The following is a 21,122-nucleotide window of genomic DNA, read 5'->3' as shown; positions in this document are numbered from 1 at the left end:
ATCAGCGCTGGCTCTCTTTTCCTGCGACCATCAGATACGCGCCCATGATGCGCTTGAGCTCGGCCACCGCGTCGGCGTGCGACTGACCGTCCTGAACGGAGAAGTTCAGCATCGAGTAGACGACGTGCACCAGGACCTCCGCCATGAGGTTGCGTCGTTCCCGCGGAGTGCGGGGTGTGAGCGGCGCGAGCATGCGTTCGATCTGGGCGGCGAACGCCTTCTCGTGGATGACCCCGGTGGCCCGCGTCGCCGGCGTCGACTGCATCGCCAGCCACACCTCGCGGCGGGAGGGGTCCGAGGTCCACAGACCCGACAGGTGATCGAGGAAGTCGTCGAGGAACCGCAGCCAGTCGAGGGACGGAATCTCACCGTCGAAATCGGCCAGTTCCTGCTGCACGCCCTTGAAGTCCTGGCGATTGAGCTCGCAGACGATCACGTACTTGTTCGCGAAGAACTGGTAGAGGGTGCCGATGGGCAACCCGGCCCGCGTCGCGACCTCTTCGCAGGTGAACGACTCGAACCCCACGTCCGTGAGCACGTCGCGCGATGCCGACAGCAGGGCGTCGAACTTGCGCTTGCTGCGCTCCTGCGTCGGACGGCGACGGGGGAGGAGCTCGCGCGGTTCGTTGGTGTCCGCGACCTCGCTGGTGTCGGCCCCGTCCCGCACGTCCGCTCCGTCCCGCAGGACGTCGGAGGCCAGGTCACGGGACGGTTCGATCGTGGCGTCGACGCGCTCGGATTCGAAGGAGGCGTCGGTCGACGGGTCGTGCGGCAGCGGCGATCCGGCAGTCGAGTCCACGCCCTCAGGGTATCCGGCGACACCTGTCATTCGAATGAGGTGTGCCATTCAGTGACACCGAATATGAACTTCGGGTATGTTTAGGGCCAGTAACAAGACGTCGAGCCCAAAGAGGCCACGCATAATCGGCGCCGCGAGCGTCCGACGGTCGGTTGCCGTCCGGCCCACGAGAAGAGGAGGCCCCCATGCCCGGAACTCCACGAGGCGGAGCAGCGGAGACGACGGCCGCCGTCCTGCTCTACGGCCTGCACGGCACCACGGTGACCGCATCGTTGCTCGCGGCCGAGGACGGATCGGTTCTCCGGGAACCCGCATCCAAGGTGCTCAGCGGCTTCAGCCCCGAACAGTTCGGCCTGACGGTGCCGATGCTGTGGGATCTCGTGGACACGTCCGGCGCGAGCATCGTCGCCGTCGTCGTGTCCGGTGCTTGTGCCGAGATCGACGTCATCACGCCCATTCTCGAACTCGCGTTCGGCGTGCCGGTGTTCGACGCGGCCCTGGTGTCCGAGGCCCGAGTGTCCGAACCCGTCGTCGCCGGCGGTGTGGCCCCGTGGGATCGCGCCCGCACCGCCGTCGCGAGCGGCGGAGAACCGGCCACGGCGATGTCGGGTGGGGGCACCCCGAAGGGTTCGCGCCCCGTGCCCGCGAAGCCCGTGCGCCGGAATCGGGTCGCCGGTGCGGCCGCAGCGGGTGCCGCTGCCGCCGCCGGTGGATCGGGCACGACGCCGCCGGTGGGCCCGGCCGCTCCGCGGGGCGGATCGGCGCCCGGGGGTCCGGCATCGAAGGCCCGTTTCACCCCGAAGGCTCCGTCGACCCCGAAGGACCCGTCGACCGCGAAGGCCCCGTCCACCGCGCCGGATACGACCCCCTCGCCGCGGGTGGGAGCCCCGAAGTCCGGTGCCGCGAAGATGTCGCTGGGCAAGCCGGCCGGTGCGGCTGCTGCAGCCACCGCCGCAGCGTCCGTTGCGTCCGAGGCCTCGCCGTCCGAACCCGTCGCCGAGACCCCGGCCGTCGATCTCACCAAGGCCGAGTCGGGGACCACGGCGATCGTCGGGGGCGTGGCGATCCCGGCGGACGCCGACACCGAGTCCTTCCCGGTGGTGCCCGGCGCGAAGGTCGTCGATTCCGACGCGCGGACCGAGTCGATCCCCGTCGTTCCGGTCCTGCTTCCCCCGCCGCCGGAGCCCCGTTCCCCGCGTCGGCTCCAGGCCCTGGTGGGCGTGGCTGCGCTCGCACTGGTCGCTGCCGGCATCGGCTCCGCCGTCGTGTTGTCGGCCGGATCCGACGAGTCACCGCCGCAGAACGCTGCGTCGACTCTGGAGAACCGAGTGGCCGAGGGCGGCAACGCGAACGCGGCGGCTCCTACCGCGGACGTTCCGGCGGCGGGCGCACCCGCCGCCCCGCCGTCACCCGTTCTTCCGCCGCCGCCGCCCGTCGACGATCCGGCCACCGCGATCGACGAGAGCGTCGTTCCCCCGGCACCCGGCACCACGCCCGAAGCGGCCGCGCCTGCCCTGGCTCCGCGCGTGGCGACACCGTGGACGTCGACGCCTGCCGCTCCGCCGCCCCCGTCGTGGACCGCGCCGCCGGCAGCATCGAACCCGCCGCCGACGTCGGTGACGAAGCCGCCGTTCGCCATCCCGGTTCCCGAATCCGATCCCAGCAAGTCCCCGCAGCAGTTGCAGGACGAAGCGTGGGCTCGGCACTGGGCGGAAACCGGCCAGTGGCTGAACCAGGAACTCGTCAACTAGTCCGACGCGGTGCAAGACTCGGGGTATGAACGCTCCGACGACCGACCTTCTCACCACTCTGCGCGCACGCGTGACGGCAGACATGCCGCGCGTGCGCGCCGAGTTGTCCGAGCTGGTGTCCTTTCGCTCCGTCGCGGACCCGGACATCGCGCCCGCCTCCGAATGCCGCGCGGCAGCGGAGTGGGTACGCGACAAGTTCGTCGACGCGGGGATCCCGACCGTCGATCTGCACGAGACGATCGACGGTTCGCTCGCGGTGATCGGTCGGCGTCCCGCCCGTCACGGCGCCCCCACCGTTCTGCTGTACTCGCACTACGACGTGCAGCCCGCCGGTGAGCTGTCCCTGTGGGAGACAGAGCCTTTCGAGCTCACCGAGCGAAACGGTCGGTGGTACGGACGCGGTGCGGCCGACTGCAAGGGCAACGTGCTGATGCACCTGGCGGCGCTGCGCGCACTGGGTGACGACGCCGACACGGGCGTCGTGATCGTGTGCGAGGGTTCCGAGGAAACCGGGGCGGGCGGCCTCGAGGCGTTGGTCGAGAGCGATCCCGAGTTGTTCGCAGCCGACGCCATCGTGATCGGTGACGCGGGGAACATCGCCGTCGGAACACCCACGGTGACGACGTCGCTCCGCGGCATGGCGATCGTTCGCGTGGACGTCGAAAGCCTGCAGGGCGCAGTGCATTCCGGGATGTACGGCGGACCCGCACCCGACGCCTTGGTGGCCCTGATCTTCGTGCTCGCGTCGCTTCACGACGCCGAGGGGAACACGACCATCGACGGCGTCGACGGCACCGGAACCTGGACAGGTGCGGATTATCCCGAGGATCGATTCCGCAGTGACGCCGGAATGCTGGACGGCGTCGACGTGGTGGGCGGCGGGTCCATTGCCGATCACCTGTGGGCGCGACCGTCGGTGACCGTGATGGGTGTCGATTGCCCGCCCGTGGTGGGCAGCGCGGCGGCCGTGGTGCCGCGGGCCTCGGCGCGACTGGGGCTACGCGTCCCGCCGGGGACGAACGCCGTCGCCACGCGCGATGCACTGGTCGCTCATCTCCGCGCCGCCACTCCGTGGAACGTGCGACTGACGGTGACCGAAGATGCCGTCGGGTCACCGTTCGAGGCGCGCACGGACGGTCCGGCCTACCGCGCGTTGCTGCAGGCCCTGTCCGACGCCTACGGCGAGCCGGTGCAGTTCGCGGGACAGGGCGGGTCGATTCCGTTGTGCACCGCTCTGCAGAACGCGGTCCCCGACGCCGAGATCATGCTTCTGGGCGTCGAGGAGCCGCTGTGCACCATTCACGCGCCGAACGAGAGCGTGGACCCGTCGGAGATCGAGAACGTCGCCGTTGCCGAGGCCGCGTTCCTGGCGGGGCTGGGGGTCAGAGCTTCAGATCGCGGATGAGCTTGGCGACGTGGCCGGTGGCCTTCACGTTGTACTGAGCCACCTCGATGGCGCCACCGGGATCGACGACGAAGGTCGACCGGATGACACCGTTCACGACCTTCCCGTACAACTTCTTCTCCCCGAACGCGCCCCACGCTTCGAGCGTGGTCTTGTCCGGGTCGAAGAGCAGCGGGAAGGTGATGCCCTCGGCGTCGCGGAACGACGCGAGCTTGGCGGGCTTGTCGGGGGAGACGCCGAGGACGTCGAGGCCCGCGTCGTTGAGCTGGCCCAGGCTGTCGCGGAAGTCGCACGCCTGCTTCGTGCACCCGGGCGTGCCGGCCGCCGGGTAGAAGTAGACGACGACGCGACGGCCGCTGTAGTCGGTCAACGAGACGGTGTTGCCGTCGGCGTCGGGCAGCGCGAGAGCGGGTGCGGGGTCACCGGCGGACAGCCTGGAGGTTTCGGTCACGGCGTCGAATCTAGCCGACGGGTCCGACGTCGAAATCGGTCCCGACGCCGTATGCAGTGCTACCGGGGCCCGTGCTCTAGGCTCGGGGTCTACTCGGGCGAGATCGATCGCCCCTGTCTTCGATCTCTTCTGGGAGGGAACTTCGTGGCACGCAACACCGACAGCATCGAACGTGACATCGAGGCGGCACGTGATCAGCTCGCATCCACCCTCGACGAACTGAGTGTGCGCGCGAACCCGAAGCGACTGGTGGAGACCACAAAGAACTCCGTCGTCGAGACGCTGAACGAGCCCGCCATCAAGTTCACGCTGATCGGCGTGGGTGCCGTGGTCGCGATCCTGGTGATCCGCAGCATCGTCCGCTGACCCGCCTCGTGGGGTGGTCGAGGCCGATTTCACTCCGCGCGTGCCAGATGTTAATGTCTTTCTCGCACCAGTTGAGCGGCTCGCCGCTCCGAGTGTGCATGCGCCTATAGCTCAGTTGGTAGAGCAAGTGACTCTTAATCACTGGGTCCGGGGTTCGAGTCCCTGTGGGCGCACACCGAAAAGCCCCCGATCAGCGGCAACGCTGACCGGGGGATTTTTGTTACTCGACACTCCGGTGCCGACTCACTACTATTTCAAGACTTGCAGGTCGAACAGGGCTGAAAGCGCCGGCAACATCCCCGTCGCAATCCACGCCCGCCCCAAGTATGTCGAGACATCCGAGGTCGCGTCCGCCGAACCGGACCGCCGCGGCGACCTCACCTCGGAGTTCGCCGCCTCGCAGGAACGGCGACGCGGACCGGCCGCGAAGCCGACACGCGCAGTGGCCGCCCGCACCGCCGATACCGCGACAGACCGGACCCGCGGTCTCGGTCCGGACCTGTGAGGCTCCTCGGCAGTGCAGTCGGGATCGGTGACCGACCCGAGCTCGCACCACGCACCCGTCGGCAAGCGGGCTGCCGGGCAGACGCCTACGTTGCAGGGATGGGAAACATGCGCACTGGTGCAGTCGGCCTCTACCTTCTGGCCGTGCTTGTGCGTGTCCTGACATGGGGAGGAACCTCGGCCACAGACCGCAGCGACGACGTTGTCTTCATCCTCCTGGCGGGAGCCGTCATCGCAGCCATCCTGTCCGCTGACCACCGTCGGAGGAAGTCATGACCCACTGGACCGACGTCTTGCACGCGCTGACAACACCGACCGACATCTCGCTGAACGGAACGATTCGCGAGACACCGGCCGAACCTCAACGGGACCCGACTACATTCAAGACAGCTGGGTACCGTCCGATGTTCGTCCGCGCGGGCGACGACTGCACGGTGTGGCTGCGCGGAGCGTCCACCAGAGTCGAATACGACAGACGTCCCGTGTTCGTCACCGACGGAACCACCGCCTGGGACTTCACGCCGGACCCGGAACGTCCCCTCACGGGACCGGTGGACCGAGTGCACTACTTCGGGAGGAACCAGTTCCTGATCCGGAGGCGGTCCGCTGCGGAGTGGGCCGGCACCGACTTCACCAGCCCGGCCGGTCCGATCGACACGGTGTCCTTCCTCGGGCGCGACTGCTGGACAGTCGAACTCGCACCGCCGCCCGGCAAACCGCATCCGATGCGAATCTGGGTGGACATCGAGACCGGCAGAATCCTCGGTCACCACGTCGACCTCCTGGACACCGGCGCTCACTACGTCGACGTGACGGTCGGCGAGCCGCTCGATGACGGCCTTTTCACGTGGAGCGGACCGACCCAGACGCAACAGGAACGGCAGCAAGACCTACAACGTCGCGGCGAAGAGGCGCGCCGCCAGCAAGCGGAATGGTTCGCGGCAACCGTCACCAGAACTCCTGTCGTGGCGCGTGTCCCGGTCGACTTCACCCCAACCACGGTGCCGTTTCGCGACGACGAGACGGGCGCTTTCGACGGGCACAACGACCACACCATGCTCGCCCGTTCGCCGCGTTCGACGGACGGGTGCTGGGCGCCGCGATGGGGTCCTCTGCACTACGTATGGTCGACCCCCGAATGGGATTGGGCGGCAGCGATTATGGAATTCGACCTCGACGAGGACACTGTCCGCACCCTGCAGTCCATCCTGCATCCGGGTGTCAGTGTCGACCGCCAGCGGCGCATCGACCCACCACGCCGCGGCCGGGTCGACTGACCCACCTGAGCGCTCACCTCGGACGCCCCCGTCGCCGGTTGCTTGTCGGGTCGTGCGTTTCGTCAGTGTCCTGAGCTGGAGAGGAACAGGGTCACTCGTTGTTCGTCGTGCGTGAGGAGGGTGGTGACGGCGTCGGACCATCCTGATGGTGGATATTGGGTGGTCAATGTGCCGGGGCCGCGAACGAAATCGTGACCGGGCCAGTTTGCCGGTGGGGCTGCAGTAGCTTCTGTCCCAGCAGCGCGAGATGGAGCGGCTTGGCAGCGAGTTGACCGAACTGGTGCGTCAGGTCAACCCAGCGTTGCTCGCAGTGCCGGGCATCGGCGTTGAAAACCCGTCCAGCGCCGCAGCAACTGCGGTGGAAGAGCTTCCCAGTGCTACTACTGCGGCAGTACCTGCGGTAAGCAGCACATGGCGGCACGAGCGGGAAGCTGAACAGTCAGCCTTACGATACGAATATCGCCCGAACCCGCCAGTCCGTTTCACGACCACTGCTGCGGGCCAGACCGGAATCGACCGCCCATGAATGGATCGGTTGTAACGCCAGCAACACGGGCAGCGCTTGTAATGAGGTGCAGCCGAAGCCGGACCTGGTCGCTCCGCACTCGGACTGCACGCCATGGCCGGGACGCAGACGACGACTGGCACGGTCGACTCCATAACGACGAAAGTGAACTCGTGAGATTCAAACTCGCTGTCCTCATCCCGGCCTTGATACTTGCCCTGACGATGTCCGCATGTGGAGGCGGCGAGATTGATTCCAAACCTTCACCCACCTCATCCGTGACGACAACAGAGTCCAGCGAAGTGGCGACGCCACCTCCGTTGACCACGGCCGCGGTCGCCCCACCCGAGGCGCCGGCACCTGTCGCGCCAGAACCGACTCTCGTCACGATCGTGGGGTGCCAGTCGGGGTATGACCCAGTCGCGACAACATGGTCGGACGGGACAATGACCGGATACTCCGATTACTGCCAAAGCGTGCGCGACGAATTCCTGCAACAGCAAGTAGTTCCGGAGTCAGGCCCGACCGAGTATGTGTGCGAATCCGGTTACGCGTGCGGCATCACCGAAGCCGATGGCGTGGTGTGCGACGAAACCGGCTGCCACGCAATCTGAAGATCGGAAGCTTTGCCCAATGTACAACTGAATACCTCTGGCGGTCGTACAGTCGCCGATCTGCACTCTGATACTTATTGGGTATGAGTGAGTCAGTCGGCGGCGTTTACGAACCCGCCGCGTCTGCAAGCCCGTTCCGCTTTCGCCGGTGACGGAGCTTTCCGTGATGCGGCCGCGGGTTGCTAAGCAGTCAAGCAGAGACGGAGGCAGTCCCCTGGTGTTGTACCGTCCTACTATGGCCAAGTTCCCCAAAGTTCGAGAGCAGCACATAGCCGTCTTCGGCGAGAGCGGTTCTGGCAAGACCGTTCTCGTTTCGTCGTTCTTCGGTCCGACCCAGGAGGGCTCCTACAAGAACGATCTCTGGGATCTTTCAGCCGATGACATCGGCCAAGGGGTCCGGCTCTACAAGAATTATCTCGGCATGAAAAACAAAGCGTCTACGCCGATGCCCACCCGCTTCAAGAGCACTACCTACTATTTTTCCGTCAAACTCAAAGGCGGAGAAGATGACGTAGCCAAGAAGAGGCCCTTCGACGTCCTCAGGCTCGCGTGGCACGACTACCCCGGCGAATGGTTCGAAGAAGAGCCCAGCCGCGCAGCAGAACAAGACCGGCGTAGCGACACCTTCCGTTCGCTACTTCGATCCGACGTCGCAATTCTGCTGGTGGACGGGCAGAAGCTACTCGATCATCGTGGCGAAGAACAGCTGTACCTCAAGTCGCTCCTGTTCAACTTCCGGCAAGGGCTTCTGCGACTCAAGGACGACCTGCTCGAGGACGGGCCCATCGTCGAGTTTCCCCGAATCTGGATCTTGGCCCTGTCAAAGGCCGATCTGTTGCCAGACTGGGACGTCGAAACATTTCGCGATCTGGTCATACTCGAAGCAGCCGAAGACATCGAACACTTACGATCAACAGTCGCCGAACTCATCGAGTCGCCCGCTGCCCTGTCGATCGGCGAAGACTTCATGCTGCTCTCATCCGCCAGGTTCAAACTCAGATCCGATGACCCGCAGCATGTCGACATCGACTTGACGAAACGCGTCGGCCTCGACCTGGTCCTTCCGGTGGCGTCTCTTCTTCCGTTGGAACGGCGCGTGCAATGGCAGCAGAAGTTCAACATTCCATACAAAGTGCTCGACTCACTCGCCGACGGCGCCGAGTTGCTCGCAGTCGGCCTGACCGGCGGGAAGTTCCCAGCAGTCGAAAAGTTGCTGAACAAGATGGCCAAGCTGGACACGCGAGGCAAACTCGCGTCCATTGCGCTGTCGATCCTCGTCGATGCAGTCAAGTTGGCTGGACCGAAACTCAAGGAAATGAACGAGCAAGCGCGGGCGCGGCAGGACTACCTCAGAGCAACTCTGACGCAGTTCAAGCTCGATCTTGAGCAGGGCGTCAACGACAAGGTGATCAGGAACCCGAAGTGAGCGGCGATCCCGCGCGCCCGGAGGACTTGATTTGGGCGACCCGCGGCCGGAATTGGGGCTTCCGATTTCTTCTGGACTCCGGACTCGCAGACCCCCTCCCCGCCTACGAGCGCGCCTTCAACGACCTCTCCGACACACCGGCCGCATGGGGCCGGCAAGGGAGGCAAGTCGCGTTGCGCATCCCTGACCCGCTCGGGCGTCGAGACTCCGCCGGGCGTGTAATCCCCCACGAGTTCGTCATCTTCGGGGACCTCGCTGCTGCAGTTGGATCCGTCGAGGACGGTCTACAACAAGTGTGGCCATTAGTTGCCGATAGGTACGCGAACATCTGGGAAGCCCAGAACGCGCAGGATGCTCGATAGCACGTGCCGGGCAACTACGAGTACCGAAACTCCATCACTCGCCACACGAGGGCCAAGTCATGACTTACTGATGACTTTCAACGCGAATCCACCTGAACGCCGGTGAACTCAACGGGAAATATCACCAAATAGACACCTGTTCAGACGGCCTTGCAGGTCCACGTCGAGTGAACTCGTGGCACCGGAACGTCGGCGCGGCCCAAGAACGCCGGCGGTGCGGCACCGCAGGAAAGGAATCACACACAAGGCAACTGAACGAAGCCCCTGGTGCCTGACTTCGCCGTGCGCACGGAATACGCGCCAAAGGACACCTAGCGGACGCCGATTCGTCCGCTGCACGTCGACGTGTCAACGAAACGTGTTGCAGGGCGGTATGGCACGTTGCGCCAGGCGCACGTTCGACGCGTCGATGACTCCGGGGTAGAAGTAGTGGCCGTTGTGGGATTCGACGTGGTCGGTGTGGACGATTCCGTCGACCTCCCATAGGTCGACGTCGCCGCCGGTGTTGTTCATCTGCACGAACCAGTCCCGCTCGTGGGCATCGGCGGCGAGGAAGCATCCGTGTTGCTCGGGTCGGGTGCTGCCGGCGATGCCGCGCGCAGCGCCCAGGTGGTTCCAGTCGAGTCCGTGCAGCGCGATGGATTCGCGGTTGCACGTCGACGTGACGTGCCAGTGGGTCATCGGTCGGAATCCAGTCGTGTCGGGCGCCGCAGAAAATTCGGTTCTCGTGCCCTGTGATGACGGTTGTCAGGGTTCGGCGCATTCGGCGGTGAATCACCCTAGGTTCTGTGCCGCCTCCAATCGGGGCTGATCCTCGTTGGTGAGGCCAGAGTAGTGCAGTGTCTCGTACTCCCCCGCGAGCGGGAGGTACCCCCAGATCGGGGGCATGTAGCCGATGCTCGAATGCAACCGTGTGTTGTTGTACCAATCGACCCACCCGGCCGTCGCGAACTCGACTTCGGAGGCCGTCCGGTACGGGCCGGAATGGAAGATCGTCGTGCGGATGCACTCGGTCTTGTAGAGCCCGTTCGCCGACTCGATGAGGGCGTTGTCGTAGGCGTCCCCGACGGACCCGATGGATGCGGCGATGTCCGGGGGTGCCAATCTCTCCGTCAGCGTCACCGACGTGTACTGGCTCCCGGCGTCCGAATGATGTATCAGCTCAGCAGCTTTCACCGGATGACCTTCCCGCCGGCGTTGCCACAACGCCATCCTCAGCGGCACCGTCACCAGCTCCACCGACTTCGACGTCGAGGCGTGCCAGGCGATGATGCGGCGGGAGAAGACGTCGACGATGAACACCACGTTCCCCCAAGCACTGCGTGCAGGGAGGTACCCCCACCCCACCCTGCCCACGATCTGACATACGTGAAGTCAGTAACCCATACGCGGTTGGGTTCGTCCGCACGGAACTGCCGGTTCAGCAGATCCCCGGCCCGGTTGCCGTCGGCGGACGGGATCGTGGTCCTGATTCCCTTGGCGCGCCGGATTCCGTTGTGCTGCAGCGTCCTCATAGCTCGATCGACGGCCCCGTAGGACACACCCGGAGCGACCACACGGTCGAGGTGAGCGCGCATCTTCACCCGCCCGTACAGCCCTTCCGGCGTCATCCGCCGCCGTCCGTCGTCGTCGGTTCTCCACACCACGTCCCGTACCGCGTCGACGACCACGGCGTCGGAGACCGTTCGCGCCGCCGGCCGGCGCGTCCTCCACGCCCGGTAGGTTCTCGCGGCGATCGCCACGCCCTGCTCACGCAGGACCCGGCAGATCGACTCGACCGCGAAACCGTTGGAGCGCAACGAATCTATGAATCCAATGATCAACGGCCCAAGGGGGTCAGTTCCCCCGCGAAGAAAGTCGTCGCCGCTTTGAGGATGGCGACGTCCTCGCGCAGCTGCTTGTTCTCGGCTTTGAGCTTCTCGAGCTTCGCGGACTCTTCGGTGGTGGTGCCGGTCCGTGTTCCGCCGTCGACCTGAGCTTGCACCGCCCACCGGCGCACCGTCTCGTGACCGACACCGACCTGCTTCGCTATCGCCGCTGCCGCCGCGGTCAGCGACGGGTACTCCTGGCCGTGGGTCTCCAACAACCTCAGGGCCCGCGCACGGACCTCCGGATCGATCTTCTTGGGCATGGCGTGCATCCTTCCAAACTCAGAAGGAAGCGGCACGATACCTAGGGCGATTCAGACTGACCCCGGTTCGGTTGCCTCTGATCCGTGAGGATCGCTCGGTATTGTCCCCACTTCAGTTGACGTGGGGGTAAGGGATTTCTAGGCTCCAAAATGGAGCGCCCCTGGCATGCGAGCGCCGCCAGGAATTGCGGTGATCGACGCACGTGGTCACGACGGGTGCGGAACTGCTGTTTCGGGTGTGCAATTCCCCGTCGTGATCCACGTTGCGCGTAGATCGAATACGTTTCGCGTGATTGCCGCCCCGGCATCCGGCCTGGTTCCGAGCCGTTATGGACTGGTCGGATCATGTCTGAGTTCTCGGGCCCAGGTGGCGAAGAACAGTCGTAGTTCGGCGACGCTGTCGGCGTCCACTGGAATGTCGTCGTCGGTGAATCGTTGGAGGCTGTCGACCATGGTGGCGAGGATCTGGTGGTCGAATCCGGCGTCGACGTCGGCCGCGAGGGTCAGCAAGGTGTTCTTGTCGTACCGCGTGGTGAGTGCATGAACGTCTGCGAAGTCTCGGGCTTCGGCGCGGTCGAAGAGTGCGACGAGTTTGCGGCCGGCGAGTTCGTCGGGTGCGAAGGTGGGCCCGGCGATGCTGGCGGTGGCGGGCATGCCGGGCGGGGAGTCCAGAGCGAGATCGATGAGTAGGTCTTCGGGTCCGTGGACGAGCATTCGGCAGAAGGTGTCGGTGTCGTGGATGCGGTCGACGGTGCAGCCGCGGGTGTGGGCGGCGTCTTCGAATTGGTCTCGGGCGTCGGTGACGGTGCTTTTGCCGCGGGAGGTGAAGAAGTCGAGGTCCCGGGTGGGGCGGGTGGTGAGTTGTTGGGCGATCGGTGCGGCCCCCGGCGAGGAGGAAGCCGTCGCTGGCTGGGAGGGTGAAGAACAACTGTGCGACCGTGGTCTGAAAGTCGGTGAGCACGATCAAGTTTCGGATCGTGGGTGTGTCGCGCTCGTGTGCGGGAGGTACCCCTCGATGGTCGGTGTCCAGGCCGCCCTGAGGCTGCGGGGAAGAACGAGTTCGGGCCAGAGGTCCAGCAGGAGTGCCCCGTCGATGTAGGTGAGGACGTCGGCGGGGGTGCCTTCGCGGAGGACGATTTCGTATGCGAGGGCGCGGTCGGGTCGGTGGCCGAGTCGGTAGGTACGGCCGGGGTTGGACCAATTCAGGGCCAGGGGAAGCTCGATGGTGGCGAAGGCGCGGTGGAGGGGGAGGCGGGGGAGGACGTTCGGGACGAGATGTTCTCGTCCGCCCGAGCCGGGTACGGCGCGGAAGGTGATGGATGGGGTGGCGTCGAGGTCGAAGCCGGCTTGGGCGAGCAGTCGCTGTGTCGTGGCGAGGGAGGGTGACTTTCGGCCGTTCTCGTAAGCGGACAGTGTCGGCCTCGAGGTGTGTGCGCGGCGGGCGAGTTCGTCCTGGCTGAGTCCGGCGTTGCGGCGGGCGCGTTCGAGGAGGGTGGGTCCGTCCATCGGCGTGTCTCCATTCTCGCCATAGGTATCTGATCGGATACCTTACCGTCACCCGCGCTGATATGCGTGCCCGTGCAATCCCCGTCGACGCGGTGTCGGACGGGATTGCGACGGTGGTGGCTCACCTGAGCCGGATGATCGGCGCGGAGATCGGCTCGGCCTCGCTCGGCCGACCCGCCGCCGATGTGGTCGGCACCGGCCTCGGTGTCCTGACCGCACGGCTCACGACGACCGGGCCGCGGCGAAGTGGTTCAGGGCGGATTCATGTTTGTCAGCAGCGTCGATACCGCCAGTTCGAATGCTGCGTCGACCCTCTGTACGTCGTCAGTCGCGATCAGGTCGAGGTGCAGTCCGCGGAACAGCGCGAGTATCAGTGTCGCCGCAGCGGGTGTCCCTGCATGCGGACCCGACATCTTGCGGAGCTGTTCCTCGATGAGGTCGAGCCATTGGGCGACCACCGAATCGAGGAACCATCCGTATCGGTCCGGTGTGGCGATGGCCAGGCCGTACAGCTCGAAGCACACTGCGAACTCCCGGCGCCGGCGCGGGTCGAGCAGCCATCGGCGCCAGAGTGTTCGAAGCAGCTCGTCGGCTGTTCCGAGTTCGACTTGTGGATCTGCGTTCAACTCCACGGCCAGCTCGGCGTTGATGTCCTCGGCGACCGCCCGCAGCAGCGCATCTTTGGACCCGAACTGGCGAATCACCGTCGCGATGGTGACACCCATGGCTTCGGCGACCGGGCGCAGCGTCATGTTCGACACGCCGTTCTCGAGCACGTACTCACGCGCCAAAGCGAGCAGTTCGAGTCGGCGTCCCGCCCACCGCGTCGTTCGACCGTCGACTGCAGTCGGATCCGAGATTGCCACCCGACCATGCTATCCAGCCCAGCCTGTTCGATTTATCCGCATCGATTGATTCGTCGAATCAGTCGATGCTGATACTCTCCGGGTCATGAGCGCACCGGAGCACGTCGTACTGATTCACGGGACCTGGGGGAGCGGCAACGCGTGGACCGAGGCGCGGGTCGCGTTCGAGGCCCGTGGATTCGTGGTGCACACCCCGACTCTGCGCCACCACGAATTACCGTTACTCGAAGGCTCCCAGCGCATCGCGACCCTGAGCCTGCGGGACTACACGGACGATCTGGTGCAGTTCGTGACGACGTTGGATAGCCCCCCGATCGTGGCGGGTCTGTCGATGGGGGGGTTGCTGGCGCAGCTGGTGGCCGCACGGATCGCCCACGCCGGCTTGATCGCTGCGGCGCCCGCGCCCGCCGCCGGCATCTGGGGTGGATACCCCAGCACCATCGGAGTCGTTGCTTCGCATTACTTCCAAGCGCGCCCGTGGGCGAAGCCGTTCATGCCCACCTGGGACCGCTGGTCGAAGGGTGTGGCCAACGAACACCCGCGGGAGTTTCAGGAGCAGTTCTACACGCAGCTGGTCGCCGAATCGGGACGCGCCTACTGCGAGATGGCGTTCCCGTGGCTCGACCGGGCCGATGCGTCAACCGTCGACTTCGCGGCCGTGACAGGTCCGGTCCTGGTCATGGGCGCACAGAACGATCGCATCATCCATCGACGCATCGCACGAGCGACAGCCCGCCGTTACCCATCGGCGCGGTACATCGAGATTCCCCACTCGGATCACATGATGTTCTTCGGCAAGTTCCTCGCCCCCACCATGAATCACGTCGACGACTGGCTGCGGGCTAACGATCTGAACCGCTGACCACCGGCCTGCGCCGCTCCATCGAGCAACCATGGTGCGCGGCGTCGTCGTCGGTGCTCGGGGACGGCGAGATCGCACCGCCGAGGACGGGTGAGGTGCTGACGGGCCGTTGACGCTCGTCGAGATTCCGGAAGTTTCGACCAGCGAAGTGGCTGCCGGGGTAAATGTTCGGTGTCTCACGGGGAAGTCGGGTGCCCGTGGGTTTGCTATTTCGGGGCCGGAAGTGAAGTGGCGGCCGCATTAATGACGGTTCTGAGCCACTGTGATGCTGGGTCGGAGTCAGCGCGTTGGTGCCACCGTTGCTCGACGGTGGCGACGGGGAGACCGACAGGTACTCGGTGCGCTCGGATGGGAACGCCACGCTCCTGGAGGTGTGACGCCAGTCGCGAGGGGATGAGGCAGAGCACATCGTCCTCGAGCGCCATCAAGGCACCGACGGCATAGGTCGGGACCACGGCGGCGACCCGTCTCGCGTACCCGACTCGTTCGAGTGCGCCATCCAATGGTCCTCGATCGAGACCGCGTCGCGATGCCGACACGTGGGGCACCGAGCAGAGATCGTCCAGGGTCAGGGTTCGTTTTCTCCCGAGTTCGGACGAGGACGACACGACGGCGACGAAGATGTCGGTGAAGAGGATCGAGGACAGAACATCGGGTGGCGCGGGATCGGCCACACCGATGTCCAGATCCAATGTCCCGTCGCGAAGCAGATCAGCCTTTTTCGTCTGTTGAGCAACGAATCGCAGTTGTACGTGCGGCGCTTGCTCGGCCACGACGCGTGTCAGGCGTGGAGCCAGCACAGGGGACAACGCGTCGTTGATTCGGATTGCGAAGGTCCTACGCCACGTGGACGGGTCTCCCACCGTGTCCAAGCGCAGTCGATCCGCTTCGTCGAGCAGGTATTTCACGCGTGCGGCCGTGCGCATCGCGAAGGGTGTGGGGACCATTCCGCGGCCTGCCCGCACGAGTATCGGATCGTTCATCGTTTGCCGGAGTCGGCCCAGTGCCCGACTCGTCGCCGGTATCGACAGGTGAAGCCGATCGGCGGCTTTCGAGACGCTGCTGGTGTCCAGAAGTGCGTCGAAGACTCGGAGGAGATTGAGGTCCATCTGCGTAGCATCCACCGGATAATTGTGCCAAACGCAAGACAACGTTATCGATGTTGCGCTTTTCGACGTACCAAAAACGGTTCACGATGAATCCGAGCCACGTGGTTCTCGCTTCCCGTCCCGGCGATCGGCCGGGCGCTGACACTTTGGAGGTCTCATGGCCAGGATCGTGCGTCCACACGCCTTCGGCGGTCCCGACATTCTCACCGTTCGGGAGGTCGACGTCCCGACTCCCGGAGCGGGCGAGGTCGTCGTTCAGGTTCGCGCAGCCGGGGTCAACCCGCTGGACTGGAAGCTGTACAGCGGCGAATTCCACGAGGTCGACGACGACCAGAAGGATGCTGCGGGCCTTGCCGAATCGTTGCCCACCCTCGGCATGGAGTGCGCGGGCGTCGTGAGCTCGGTCGGTTCGACGGTCCAGGGTGTCGCGATCGGCGATGACGTGATCGTGTATCCCGCCGTAGCCGCCTACGCCGACTACGTCGCTGTCCCCGCGTCGTCACTGATACCGAAGCCCGCGGGGCTCGGGTGGGAGGAAGCGGGTGCCCTGATGCTTGCGGGATTGACTGCCGCGCACGCCATTCACGCCGCTGGAGTTCATGCCGGTGACACGGTACTCGTTCACGGTGGGGCCGGGGGTGTCGGCCTGATGGCCGTGCAACTCGCCACCGACCTCGGAGCGTCCGTCGTTGCGACCGCGGCCGCGCGGAACCACGACCTGCTCCGGAGACTCGGCGCAATCCCCGTCGTTTACGGCGACGGATTGGTAGACCGAGTCCGTGCTGCAGCACCGCACGGCGTGGATGCCGCGATCGATACGGTCGGCTCCGACGAGGCCCTCGATGTCTCCCTCGAACTAGTGCCCGACCCCGCACGCATTGCCTCGATCACCGGCTCCGACCGCCGATTCGGCACCGGAATCAAGCTGCTCGGCTACGGACCCGGCCAGGATGCCGGAACCGAATATCGATTTTCCTTCAGAGCCCATCTCGCCGAACTCGCCGCCGCCGGCGATGTACAGGTGATCATCGCCAAGACTTTTCCGCTTGCCGACGCCGCCCGGGCGCATGAGTTCGGCCAGACCGGCGGCAGTACCGGCAAGATAGTCCTTCTGCCGTGACTGGCTCCTCGATCGCGGTGTCCCCGACGGTTGATACGCCAAGAACGGCCGGGGACCGAAACCGGGTTCGCACACGCCATTCCCCTGTGCGAACAGAGTGGACTGCGCCGACGAACTGCCAGGTATTGCCCCGGCGCATCGACTTATTCGACCCGGATGCGAAGTGTGCGAACGCACCACGTGGGCCAGATGGACATCGGGTCAGATTTTCGGATTGTGCAGCGACTCGATGATGCTCGACAGAATGCGCCGGGTCGCGACCTGGTCCTGATCGGACAACCCTGCGAGCATCTGCCTCTCGATTGCCCTGACGGCAACCGTGGCTCGGGCCAATCTCGCTCGTCCGGCGTTAGTGAGACTGGCGGGCAGGGTCTTCCCGACGGGTGCTCGAGCGGGTCGACTGACATATCCGTCGCGTTCGAGAGATTGCAGGAGAACATTCATCGCCTGCCGCGTGACGAAGGTGCCCCGTGCCAGATCCGAGTTCGACAGTCCAGGACGCTGCGAAAGAAGTTCGAGGCACGAGTAGTGGGTCACCGTCATCCCGAGGGGGCGAAGAGCAGCTTCCATTGCGGTACGAAGTGCACTGGAAGCCTCCTTCAACTGGTATCCCAGAGACGTCTCCAGGTCGATACCCTCATCCGCTTGACTCATGTCAGTATTTTGACATACGTTGGCTCGTGTCAACAAACTGACAAACATCGAGGAGCGACACCATGGCTGTCACCGGCCCCGACTTCATCAATCTCCAAGCAACCGACCTCGCTGCATCGCAAGCGTTCTACGAGCATTACCTCGGTCTCGTTCGTTCGCAGGCCGGCCCGCCTCACGCCGTTGTATTCGATACGTCTCCAATCGCATTCGCGCTCCGCGAGGTCATCCCCGGCGTCGACATCGCGTCTACCCCGCAGCCCGGCATCGGTGCGGCAATCTGGTTGCACGCCACGAATGTCCAGGCCATCCATGACGCCCTCGTCGCCGATGGCAAGACGATCGTCTCCGCCCCGGTCGATGGACCGTTCGGCCGCACGTTCACCTTCGCCGACCCCGACGGCTATCACATCACCCTGCACGACCGCGCCTGAGCGCGCACGCCGGCGTTCGGTACCAGAGCTGTCGGCGAAGCACTCTGCGCCATCGGTGCACCGGTGAGTCGTCACCACGAATGATCCACAGTCGACCGTTTCGGGTCGCGTGGGTCAGATGGGCGGCGCGGGGTCGTATTGGATTCCTCGGCGGACCTGTCGGGCGCGGGCCGTGCCGGCGAGTCGATCGACCAGGTGCAGGGCCATGTCGATACCGGCTGATACACCGGCCGAGGTGATGAGGTCGCCGTCGTCCACCCAGCGGTCGTGCTCGCGCACTTGCACGGTCGGGTCCGCAGCGCGGAGTTCGTCGAGGGCGCTCCAGTGGGTGGTGGCCGGCCGTCCGGCGAGCAGTCCGGCCGCGGCGTACACCAGAGAACCGGTACAGACGCTGGCCATCAACGGCACCTGAGCGCGTTGTCGACGCACCCAAGCCAGGTGGTCCGGGTCGGCCATCAGCCCGCGCGTGCCGCGTCCTCCCGGATGTATGAGCACCTGTAGCGGCGGGGCGTCCGTGATGGAGGTGTGGGATCCGAGGACAAGGCCTTTGGCGGCGGTCACGGGTCGTCCATCGGGTGAGAGCACGGTGACGGCCCATCCATCGTCCGCATGGTGCTCCGTCCAGTAGGCCAGTACTTCCCAGGGGCCTACGGCGTCGAGTTCCTCGACCCCGTCGAACAACAGGATGCCGATGGTGCGCACTTCGGGTGTCGTTGTCATGGGATCAGCGTGCCCTAGTCGTCATGACCCGTAGCGCCGGCCGACCCGGAAGTGTTCGGGCCGATCCTCACCGAATTCGTCGTCGGCTGATTCGACGGAGTCGGGCTGATGGCCCCGAGCACCGGTCCGCCTCCGTGGGGCGGTGCGTGCTCAGATCTCCCGAGTACCGCCATCGCGTTCTGTGGACCGTGAGGTCGAAGAGAGGTGACAGCGCCGACCGGCGGCCTCGAAACGAACCCGCCGCGACCATCGGAGCCCGAGAACCGTGCTCGGTGACCACCAGCGCCCGAGACTCGGACCGCAGGTTCGTTTAGTTCGGCGATCCAGTGGTTTCGAACGCGAATCCGTTGCGCAGAAAGTAGATTCGCAACTGACAGTCGTTTCGGGGGACGGTGTTCTGTCGCTCGTTAACACCCGTCGACTGTGAGGTTGCTACACCACATGACAGACCTGAAGCCCTTCTTCAAGAACGTTCAATCGCATTACGACCTGTCCGACGACTTCTTTGCGCTCTTCCTCGACCCCACGTGGACGTACAGCTGCGCGTATTTCGAGCGCGAGGACATGACGCTCGAGGAGGCGCAGCTCGCGAAAATCGATCTCGCCCTGGACAAGTTGGGGCTCGAGCCGGGTATGCGCCTGCTCGACGTCGGCTGCGGGTGGGGCACCGCGATGATCCGTGCCCGCGAGCGGTTCGATGTGGACGTGGTCGGTCTGACGCTCAGCGAGCACCAGTTCGGACGCGTGCGGTCTCGCCTCGACGACCTGACGGGCGACCGCAAGGCCGAGGTGAGGCTGCAGGGCTGGGAAGAGTTCGACGAGCCCGTCGACCGGATCGTCAGCATCGGCGCCTTCGAACACTTTCGCCGCGCACGCCACGTTCCCTTCTTCGAGAAGGCACACTCGCTGCTTCCGTCGGACGGGGTCATGTTGCTGCACACCATCGTCGGTTACGGCTTGGACGATCTCGAGGACAAGGGCGTCCCCGTCGACAAGCGCGATGCAGTCTTCATGCGTTTCATTCTCCGGGAGATTTTCCCCGGCGGAGAGCTCGAGCGTCCCGTGACGATCCAGGAACGTGCTGCATCGGTCGGATTCTCCGTGGACCGGGTGCACTCGCTGCAGCAGCACTACGGCCGCACGCTGGAAATCTGGACGGAGAACCTCGAGGCGCGCAAGGAAGAGGCCATCGCGATCGCCGGGGACGAGGTCTACGACCGCTACATCAAATATCTCGATGGATGCGCGAAGCAGTTCCGCCGCGGCACCATCGACATCATGCAGTTCACACTGTCGAAGTAACCCGTTCGACCCAGGTCGGTCGGGACCGCACCGCGTCGGACCACTGCGATTGGGGCCATGCCGGGCGAAGCCGCCGGCATGGCTCTGCGAAAGTCTGGGGGTGAAGGGCTCGGGATCGGCGGCAGCGGCCAGTGTTCATCTGGGATCCGCCCGGAGGTCGCTCCGTCGCCGACTGCGCGGACGGGTTCACGACCATACTTTCGCGAGGTGACGGCGGCCCGGTCATCTTCTCGTGGCGAACGCCGCGACGGGGGATGCGGTCCTCGAGCCGTTGAATTTTCGAAGCGCCGCCCATCGCGACGGAGGAGATCGATGCACACTCGCCCGACGCTTCTGCTTCTTCTGACGATCGGCGTGCTGTTCGCCCTCTACCCGGCTCTGAGGCCCTACTCGAGCGAGGTCGGGAAGGCGGGTGCGGAAGCGTTTGCGTCGCCTCTGTGGCTCGCGGCGCACGTCTGTGCGATGTTCGGGTTCACCGCACTGGCAGTGTTCGTCCGTCAGGTGCGTGCCGGCGCACTCGTGGAGTCGGCCACTCTCGTGGGTGTCGCACTGGTGTTGCCGTACTACGGCGCCGAGACGTTCGCGCTGAGTGTGGTGGGTCGGGAGGCCCTCGGCGCCGGGAGCATCGATCTCGTGGATCTGGCCGATCCGATTCGGTACGGCGCGGTCCAGGTGGTGATGTTCGGAGTGGGTCTGGTCCTGATCGCCGTCGGGGCGGTGGTGTTTGCGGTTCGGACGGGCGGCGTGGCCGCCGCGGTGTTCGCAGCAGGCTTCGTTCTGTTCTTACCGCAGTTCTTCGCGCCGCCCTGGGTGCGGATCGCTCAGGGCGTGCTGATTCTCGTCGGCGCTGCTGTGTTGGCTCGCCGCATCGCGTCCGGCACGGTTGCCTCTCGTTCGAGCGTCGGGTCCCGTTCGCGGACCGGAAGCGCTGTCGGCTAGACGTCGATGCTTGCCGGCGCAG

General features: G+C 65.3%; 20 protein-coding genes, 1 tRNA gene and 1 pseudogene. 12 read left to right on the top strand and 10 right to left on the bottom strand.

Translation table 11 applies throughout. The annotated features are described in order from the left end of the window. Position 1: 1 nt before the first annotated feature. Positions 2-667, bottom strand: coding sequence for a TetR/AcrR family transcriptional regulator (locus ACY466_RS15155; RefSeq protein ID WP_463252314.1), 666 nt, complete (start codon positions 665-667; stop codon positions 2-4). Positions 668-984: 317 nt separating this feature from the next. Between ACY466_RS15155 and ACY466_RS15150 the strand changes: the two genes are divergently transcribed. Together ACY466_RS15150 and ACY466_RS15145 are read left to right on the top strand one after the other, a co-directional pair. Beyond that, a complete protein-coding gene (locus ACY466_RS15150) occupies positions 985-2,550 on the top strand; it encodes a hypothetical protein (RefSeq protein ID WP_463246257.1) in 1,566 nt (521 codons plus the stop codon). Between the two features lie 25 nt (positions 2,551-2,575). After that, positions 2,576-3,955, top strand: coding sequence for a M20/M25/M40 family metallo-hydrolase (locus tag ACY466_RS15145; RefSeq protein WP_463246255.1), 1,380 nt, complete (start codon positions 2,576-2,578; stop codon positions 3,953-3,955). Here the strand turns inward: ACY466_RS15145 and bcp are convergent. Continuing rightward, positions 3,933-4,406, bottom strand: coding sequence for a thioredoxin-dependent thiol peroxidase (gene bcp / locus ACY466_RS15140; RefSeq protein ID WP_463246253.1), 474 nt, complete (start codon positions 4,404-4,406; stop codon positions 3,933-3,935). The genes ACY466_RS15145 and bcp overlap by 23 nt on opposite strands. 144 nt (positions 4,407-4,550) lie before the next feature. Between bcp and ACY466_RS15135 the strand changes: the two genes are divergently transcribed. From ACY466_RS15135 to ACY466_RS15115, 5 genes are all read left to right on the top strand, one after another. Beyond that, the gene (locus tag ACY466_RS15135) at positions 4,551-4,772 is read left to right on the top strand and encodes a DUF3618 domain-containing protein (protein WP_463246251.1); all 222 of its coding nucleotides are present in this window, start codon (positions 4,551-4,553) and stop codon (positions 4,770-4,772) included. A gap of 100 nt (positions 4,773-4,872) precedes the next feature. Beyond that, positions 4,873-4,945 (top strand) — tRNA-Lys (locus ACY466_RS15130). 1,068 nt (positions 4,946-6,013) lie between these two features. After that, positions 6,014-6,553 carry a hypothetical protein gene (locus ACY466_RS15125; RefSeq protein WP_463246249.1) on the top strand — a complete coding sequence of 180 codons (540 nt, stop codon included), beginning with the start codon at positions 6,014-6,016 and terminating at the stop codon, positions 6,551-6,553. Between the two features lie 678 nt (positions 6,554-7,231). After that, a complete protein-coding gene (locus ACY466_RS15120; RefSeq protein ID WP_463246247.1) occupies positions 7,232-7,672 on the top strand; it encodes a hypothetical protein in 441 nt (146 codons plus the stop codon). 235 nt (positions 7,673-7,907) lie between these two features. After that, positions 7,908-9,098 carry a TRAFAC clade GTPase domain-containing protein gene (locus ACY466_RS15115; RefSeq protein ID WP_463246245.1) on the top strand — a complete coding sequence of 397 codons (1,191 nt, stop codon included), beginning with the start codon at positions 7,908-7,910 and terminating at the stop codon, positions 9,096-9,098. 710 nt (positions 9,099-9,808) lie between these two features. Here the strand turns inward: ACY466_RS15115 and ACY466_RS15110 are convergent. The 5 genes and pseudogenes from ACY466_RS15110 to ACY466_RS15090 form a co-directional block, all read right to left on the bottom strand. Then, positions 9,809-10,141, bottom strand: coding sequence for a hypothetical protein (locus tag ACY466_RS15110; protein WP_463246243.1), 333 nt, complete (start codon positions 10,139-10,141; stop codon positions 9,809-9,811). 93 nt (positions 10,142-10,234) lie between these two features. Further along, positions 10,235-11,591 (bottom strand): annotated as a pseudogene (locus ACY466_RS15105) (IS3 family transposase). Positions 11,592-11,918: 327 nt separating this feature from the next. Beyond that, positions 11,919-12,464, bottom strand: coding sequence for a nucleotidyl transferase AbiEii/AbiGii toxin family protein (locus tag ACY466_RS15100; protein ID WP_463252313.1), 546 nt, complete (start codon positions 12,462-12,464; stop codon positions 11,919-11,921). 90 nt (positions 12,465-12,554) lie between these two features. Next, entirely contained in the window at positions 12,555-13,097 is a 543-nt protein-coding gene (locus ACY466_RS15095) for a helix-turn-helix domain-containing protein (RefSeq protein ID WP_463246241.1), read from the bottom strand. A 251-nt stretch (positions 13,098-13,348) separates the two neighbouring features. Continuing rightward, positions 13,349-13,963: a TetR/AcrR family transcriptional regulator gene (locus ACY466_RS15090; RefSeq protein WP_463246239.1), complete on the bottom strand. Its 615-nt coding sequence runs from the start codon at positions 13,961-13,963 to the stop codon at positions 13,349-13,351. An 85-nt stretch (positions 13,964-14,048) separates the two neighbouring features. On the opposite strand from ACY466_RS15090, the gene ACY466_RS15085 reads away from it, so the two are divergent. Next, the gene (locus tag ACY466_RS15085; RefSeq protein WP_463246237.1) at positions 14,049-14,825 is read left to right on the top strand and encodes an alpha/beta hydrolase; all 777 of its coding nucleotides are present in this window, start codon (positions 14,049-14,051) and stop codon (positions 14,823-14,825) included. A 206-nt stretch (positions 14,826-15,031) separates the two neighbouring features. Here the strand turns inward: ACY466_RS15085 and ACY466_RS15080 are convergent, their stop codons facing one another. After that, positions 15,032-15,949 (bottom strand): LysR substrate-binding domain-containing protein, encoded by a 918-nt coding sequence (locus tag ACY466_RS15080; protein ID WP_463246235.1) that lies wholly within the window; start codon positions 15,947-15,949, stop codon positions 15,032-15,034. A gap of 142 nt (positions 15,950-16,091) precedes the next feature. On the opposite strand from ACY466_RS15080, the gene ACY466_RS15075 reads away from it, so the two are divergent. Further along, entirely contained in the window at positions 16,092-17,054 is a 963-nt protein-coding gene (locus tag ACY466_RS15075; RefSeq protein WP_463246233.1) for an NADP-dependent oxidoreductase, read from the top strand. 201 nt (positions 17,055-17,255) lie between these two features. Here ACY466_RS15075 and ACY466_RS15070 read toward each other — a convergent pair whose 3' ends face one another. Beyond that, entirely contained in the window at positions 17,256-17,708 is a 453-nt protein-coding gene (locus ACY466_RS15070) for a MarR family winged helix-turn-helix transcriptional regulator (RefSeq protein WP_463246231.1), read from the bottom strand. A 62-nt stretch (positions 17,709-17,770) separates the two neighbouring features. Here ACY466_RS15070 and ACY466_RS15065 point away from each other — a divergent pair, with 62 nt between their 5' ends. Next, on the top strand, positions 17,771-18,139 hold the full coding sequence (locus ACY466_RS15065; protein ID WP_463246229.1) for a VOC family protein: 369 nt from the start codon (positions 17,771-17,773) through the stop codon (positions 18,137-18,139). 114 nt (positions 18,140-18,253) lie between these two features. Here ACY466_RS15065 and ACY466_RS15060 read toward each other — a convergent pair whose 3' ends face one another. Further along, complete coding sequence (locus tag ACY466_RS15060) at positions 18,254-18,859, bottom strand: DJ-1/PfpI family protein (protein ID WP_463246227.1); 606 nt, start codon at positions 18,857-18,859, stop codon at positions 18,254-18,256. 441 nt (positions 18,860-19,300) lie between these two features. Here ACY466_RS15060 and ACY466_RS15055 point away from each other — a divergent pair, with 441 nt between their 5' ends. Continuing rightward, positions 19,301-20,161: a cyclopropane mycolic acid synthase family methyltransferase gene (locus ACY466_RS15055; RefSeq protein ID WP_463246225.1), complete on the top strand. Its 861-nt coding sequence runs from the start codon at positions 19,301-19,303 to the stop codon at positions 20,159-20,161. Positions 20,162-20,473: 312 nt separating this feature from the next. Next, positions 20,474-21,100 carry a hypothetical protein gene (locus ACY466_RS15050; protein ID WP_463246223.1) on the top strand — a complete coding sequence of 209 codons (627 nt, stop codon included), beginning with the start codon at positions 20,474-20,476 and terminating at the stop codon, positions 21,098-21,100. Positions 21,101-21,122: the final 22 nt, after the last annotated feature.

This window comes from Rhodococcus sp. K11/5 (assembly GCF_055193735.1).
Note: the sequence above shows the minus strand (reverse complement) of the source record. Positions and strands in the feature narration are given on the sequence as shown.

Bases quoted from the DNA above. Each gene is read 5' to 3' on its own strand.
- ACY466_RS15150 (WP_463246257.1), top strand. From the start codon at position 985: ATGCCCGGAACTCCACGAGGCGGAGCAGCGGAGACGACGGCCGCCGTC.
- ACY466_RS15145 (WP_463246255.1), top strand. From the start codon at position 2,576: ATGAACGCTCCGACGACCGACCTTCTCACCACTCTGCGCGCACGCGTG.
- ACY466_RS15115 (WP_463246245.1), top strand. From the start codon at position 7,908: ATGGCCAAGTTCCCCAAAGTTCGAGAGCAGCACATAGCCGTCTTCGGC.
- ACY466_RS15110 (WP_463246243.1), bottom strand. From the start codon at position 10,141: ATGACCCACTGGCACGTCACGTCGACGTGCAACCGCGAATCCATCGCG.
- ACY466_RS15095 (WP_463246241.1), bottom strand. From the start codon at position 13,097: ATGGACGGACCCACCCTCCTCGAACGCGCCCGCCGCAACGCCGGACTC.
- ACY466_RS15085 (WP_463246237.1), top strand. From the start codon at position 14,049: ATGAGCGCACCGGAGCACGTCGTACTGATTCACGGGACCTGGGGGAGC.
- ACY466_RS15075 (WP_463246233.1), top strand. From the start codon at position 16,092: ATGGCCAGGATCGTGCGTCCACACGCCTTCGGCGGTCCCGACATTCTC.
- ACY466_RS15070 (WP_463246231.1), bottom strand. From the start codon at position 17,708: ATGAGTCAAGCGGATGAGGGTATCGACCTGGAGACGTCTCTGGGATAC.
- ACY466_RS15065 (WP_463246229.1), top strand. From the start codon at position 17,771: ATGGCTGTCACCGGCCCCGACTTCATCAATCTCCAAGCAACCGACCTC.
- ACY466_RS15060 (WP_463246227.1), bottom strand. From the start codon at position 18,859: ATGACAACGACACCCGAAGTGCGCACCATCGGCATCCTGTTGTTCGAC.
- ACY466_RS15055 (WP_463246225.1), top strand. From the start codon at position 19,301: ATGACAGACCTGAAGCCCTTCTTCAAGAACGTTCAATCGCATTACGAC.
- ACY466_RS15050 (WP_463246223.1), top strand. From the start codon at position 20,474: ATGCACACTCGCCCGACGCTTCTGCTTCTTCTGACGATCGGCGTGCTG.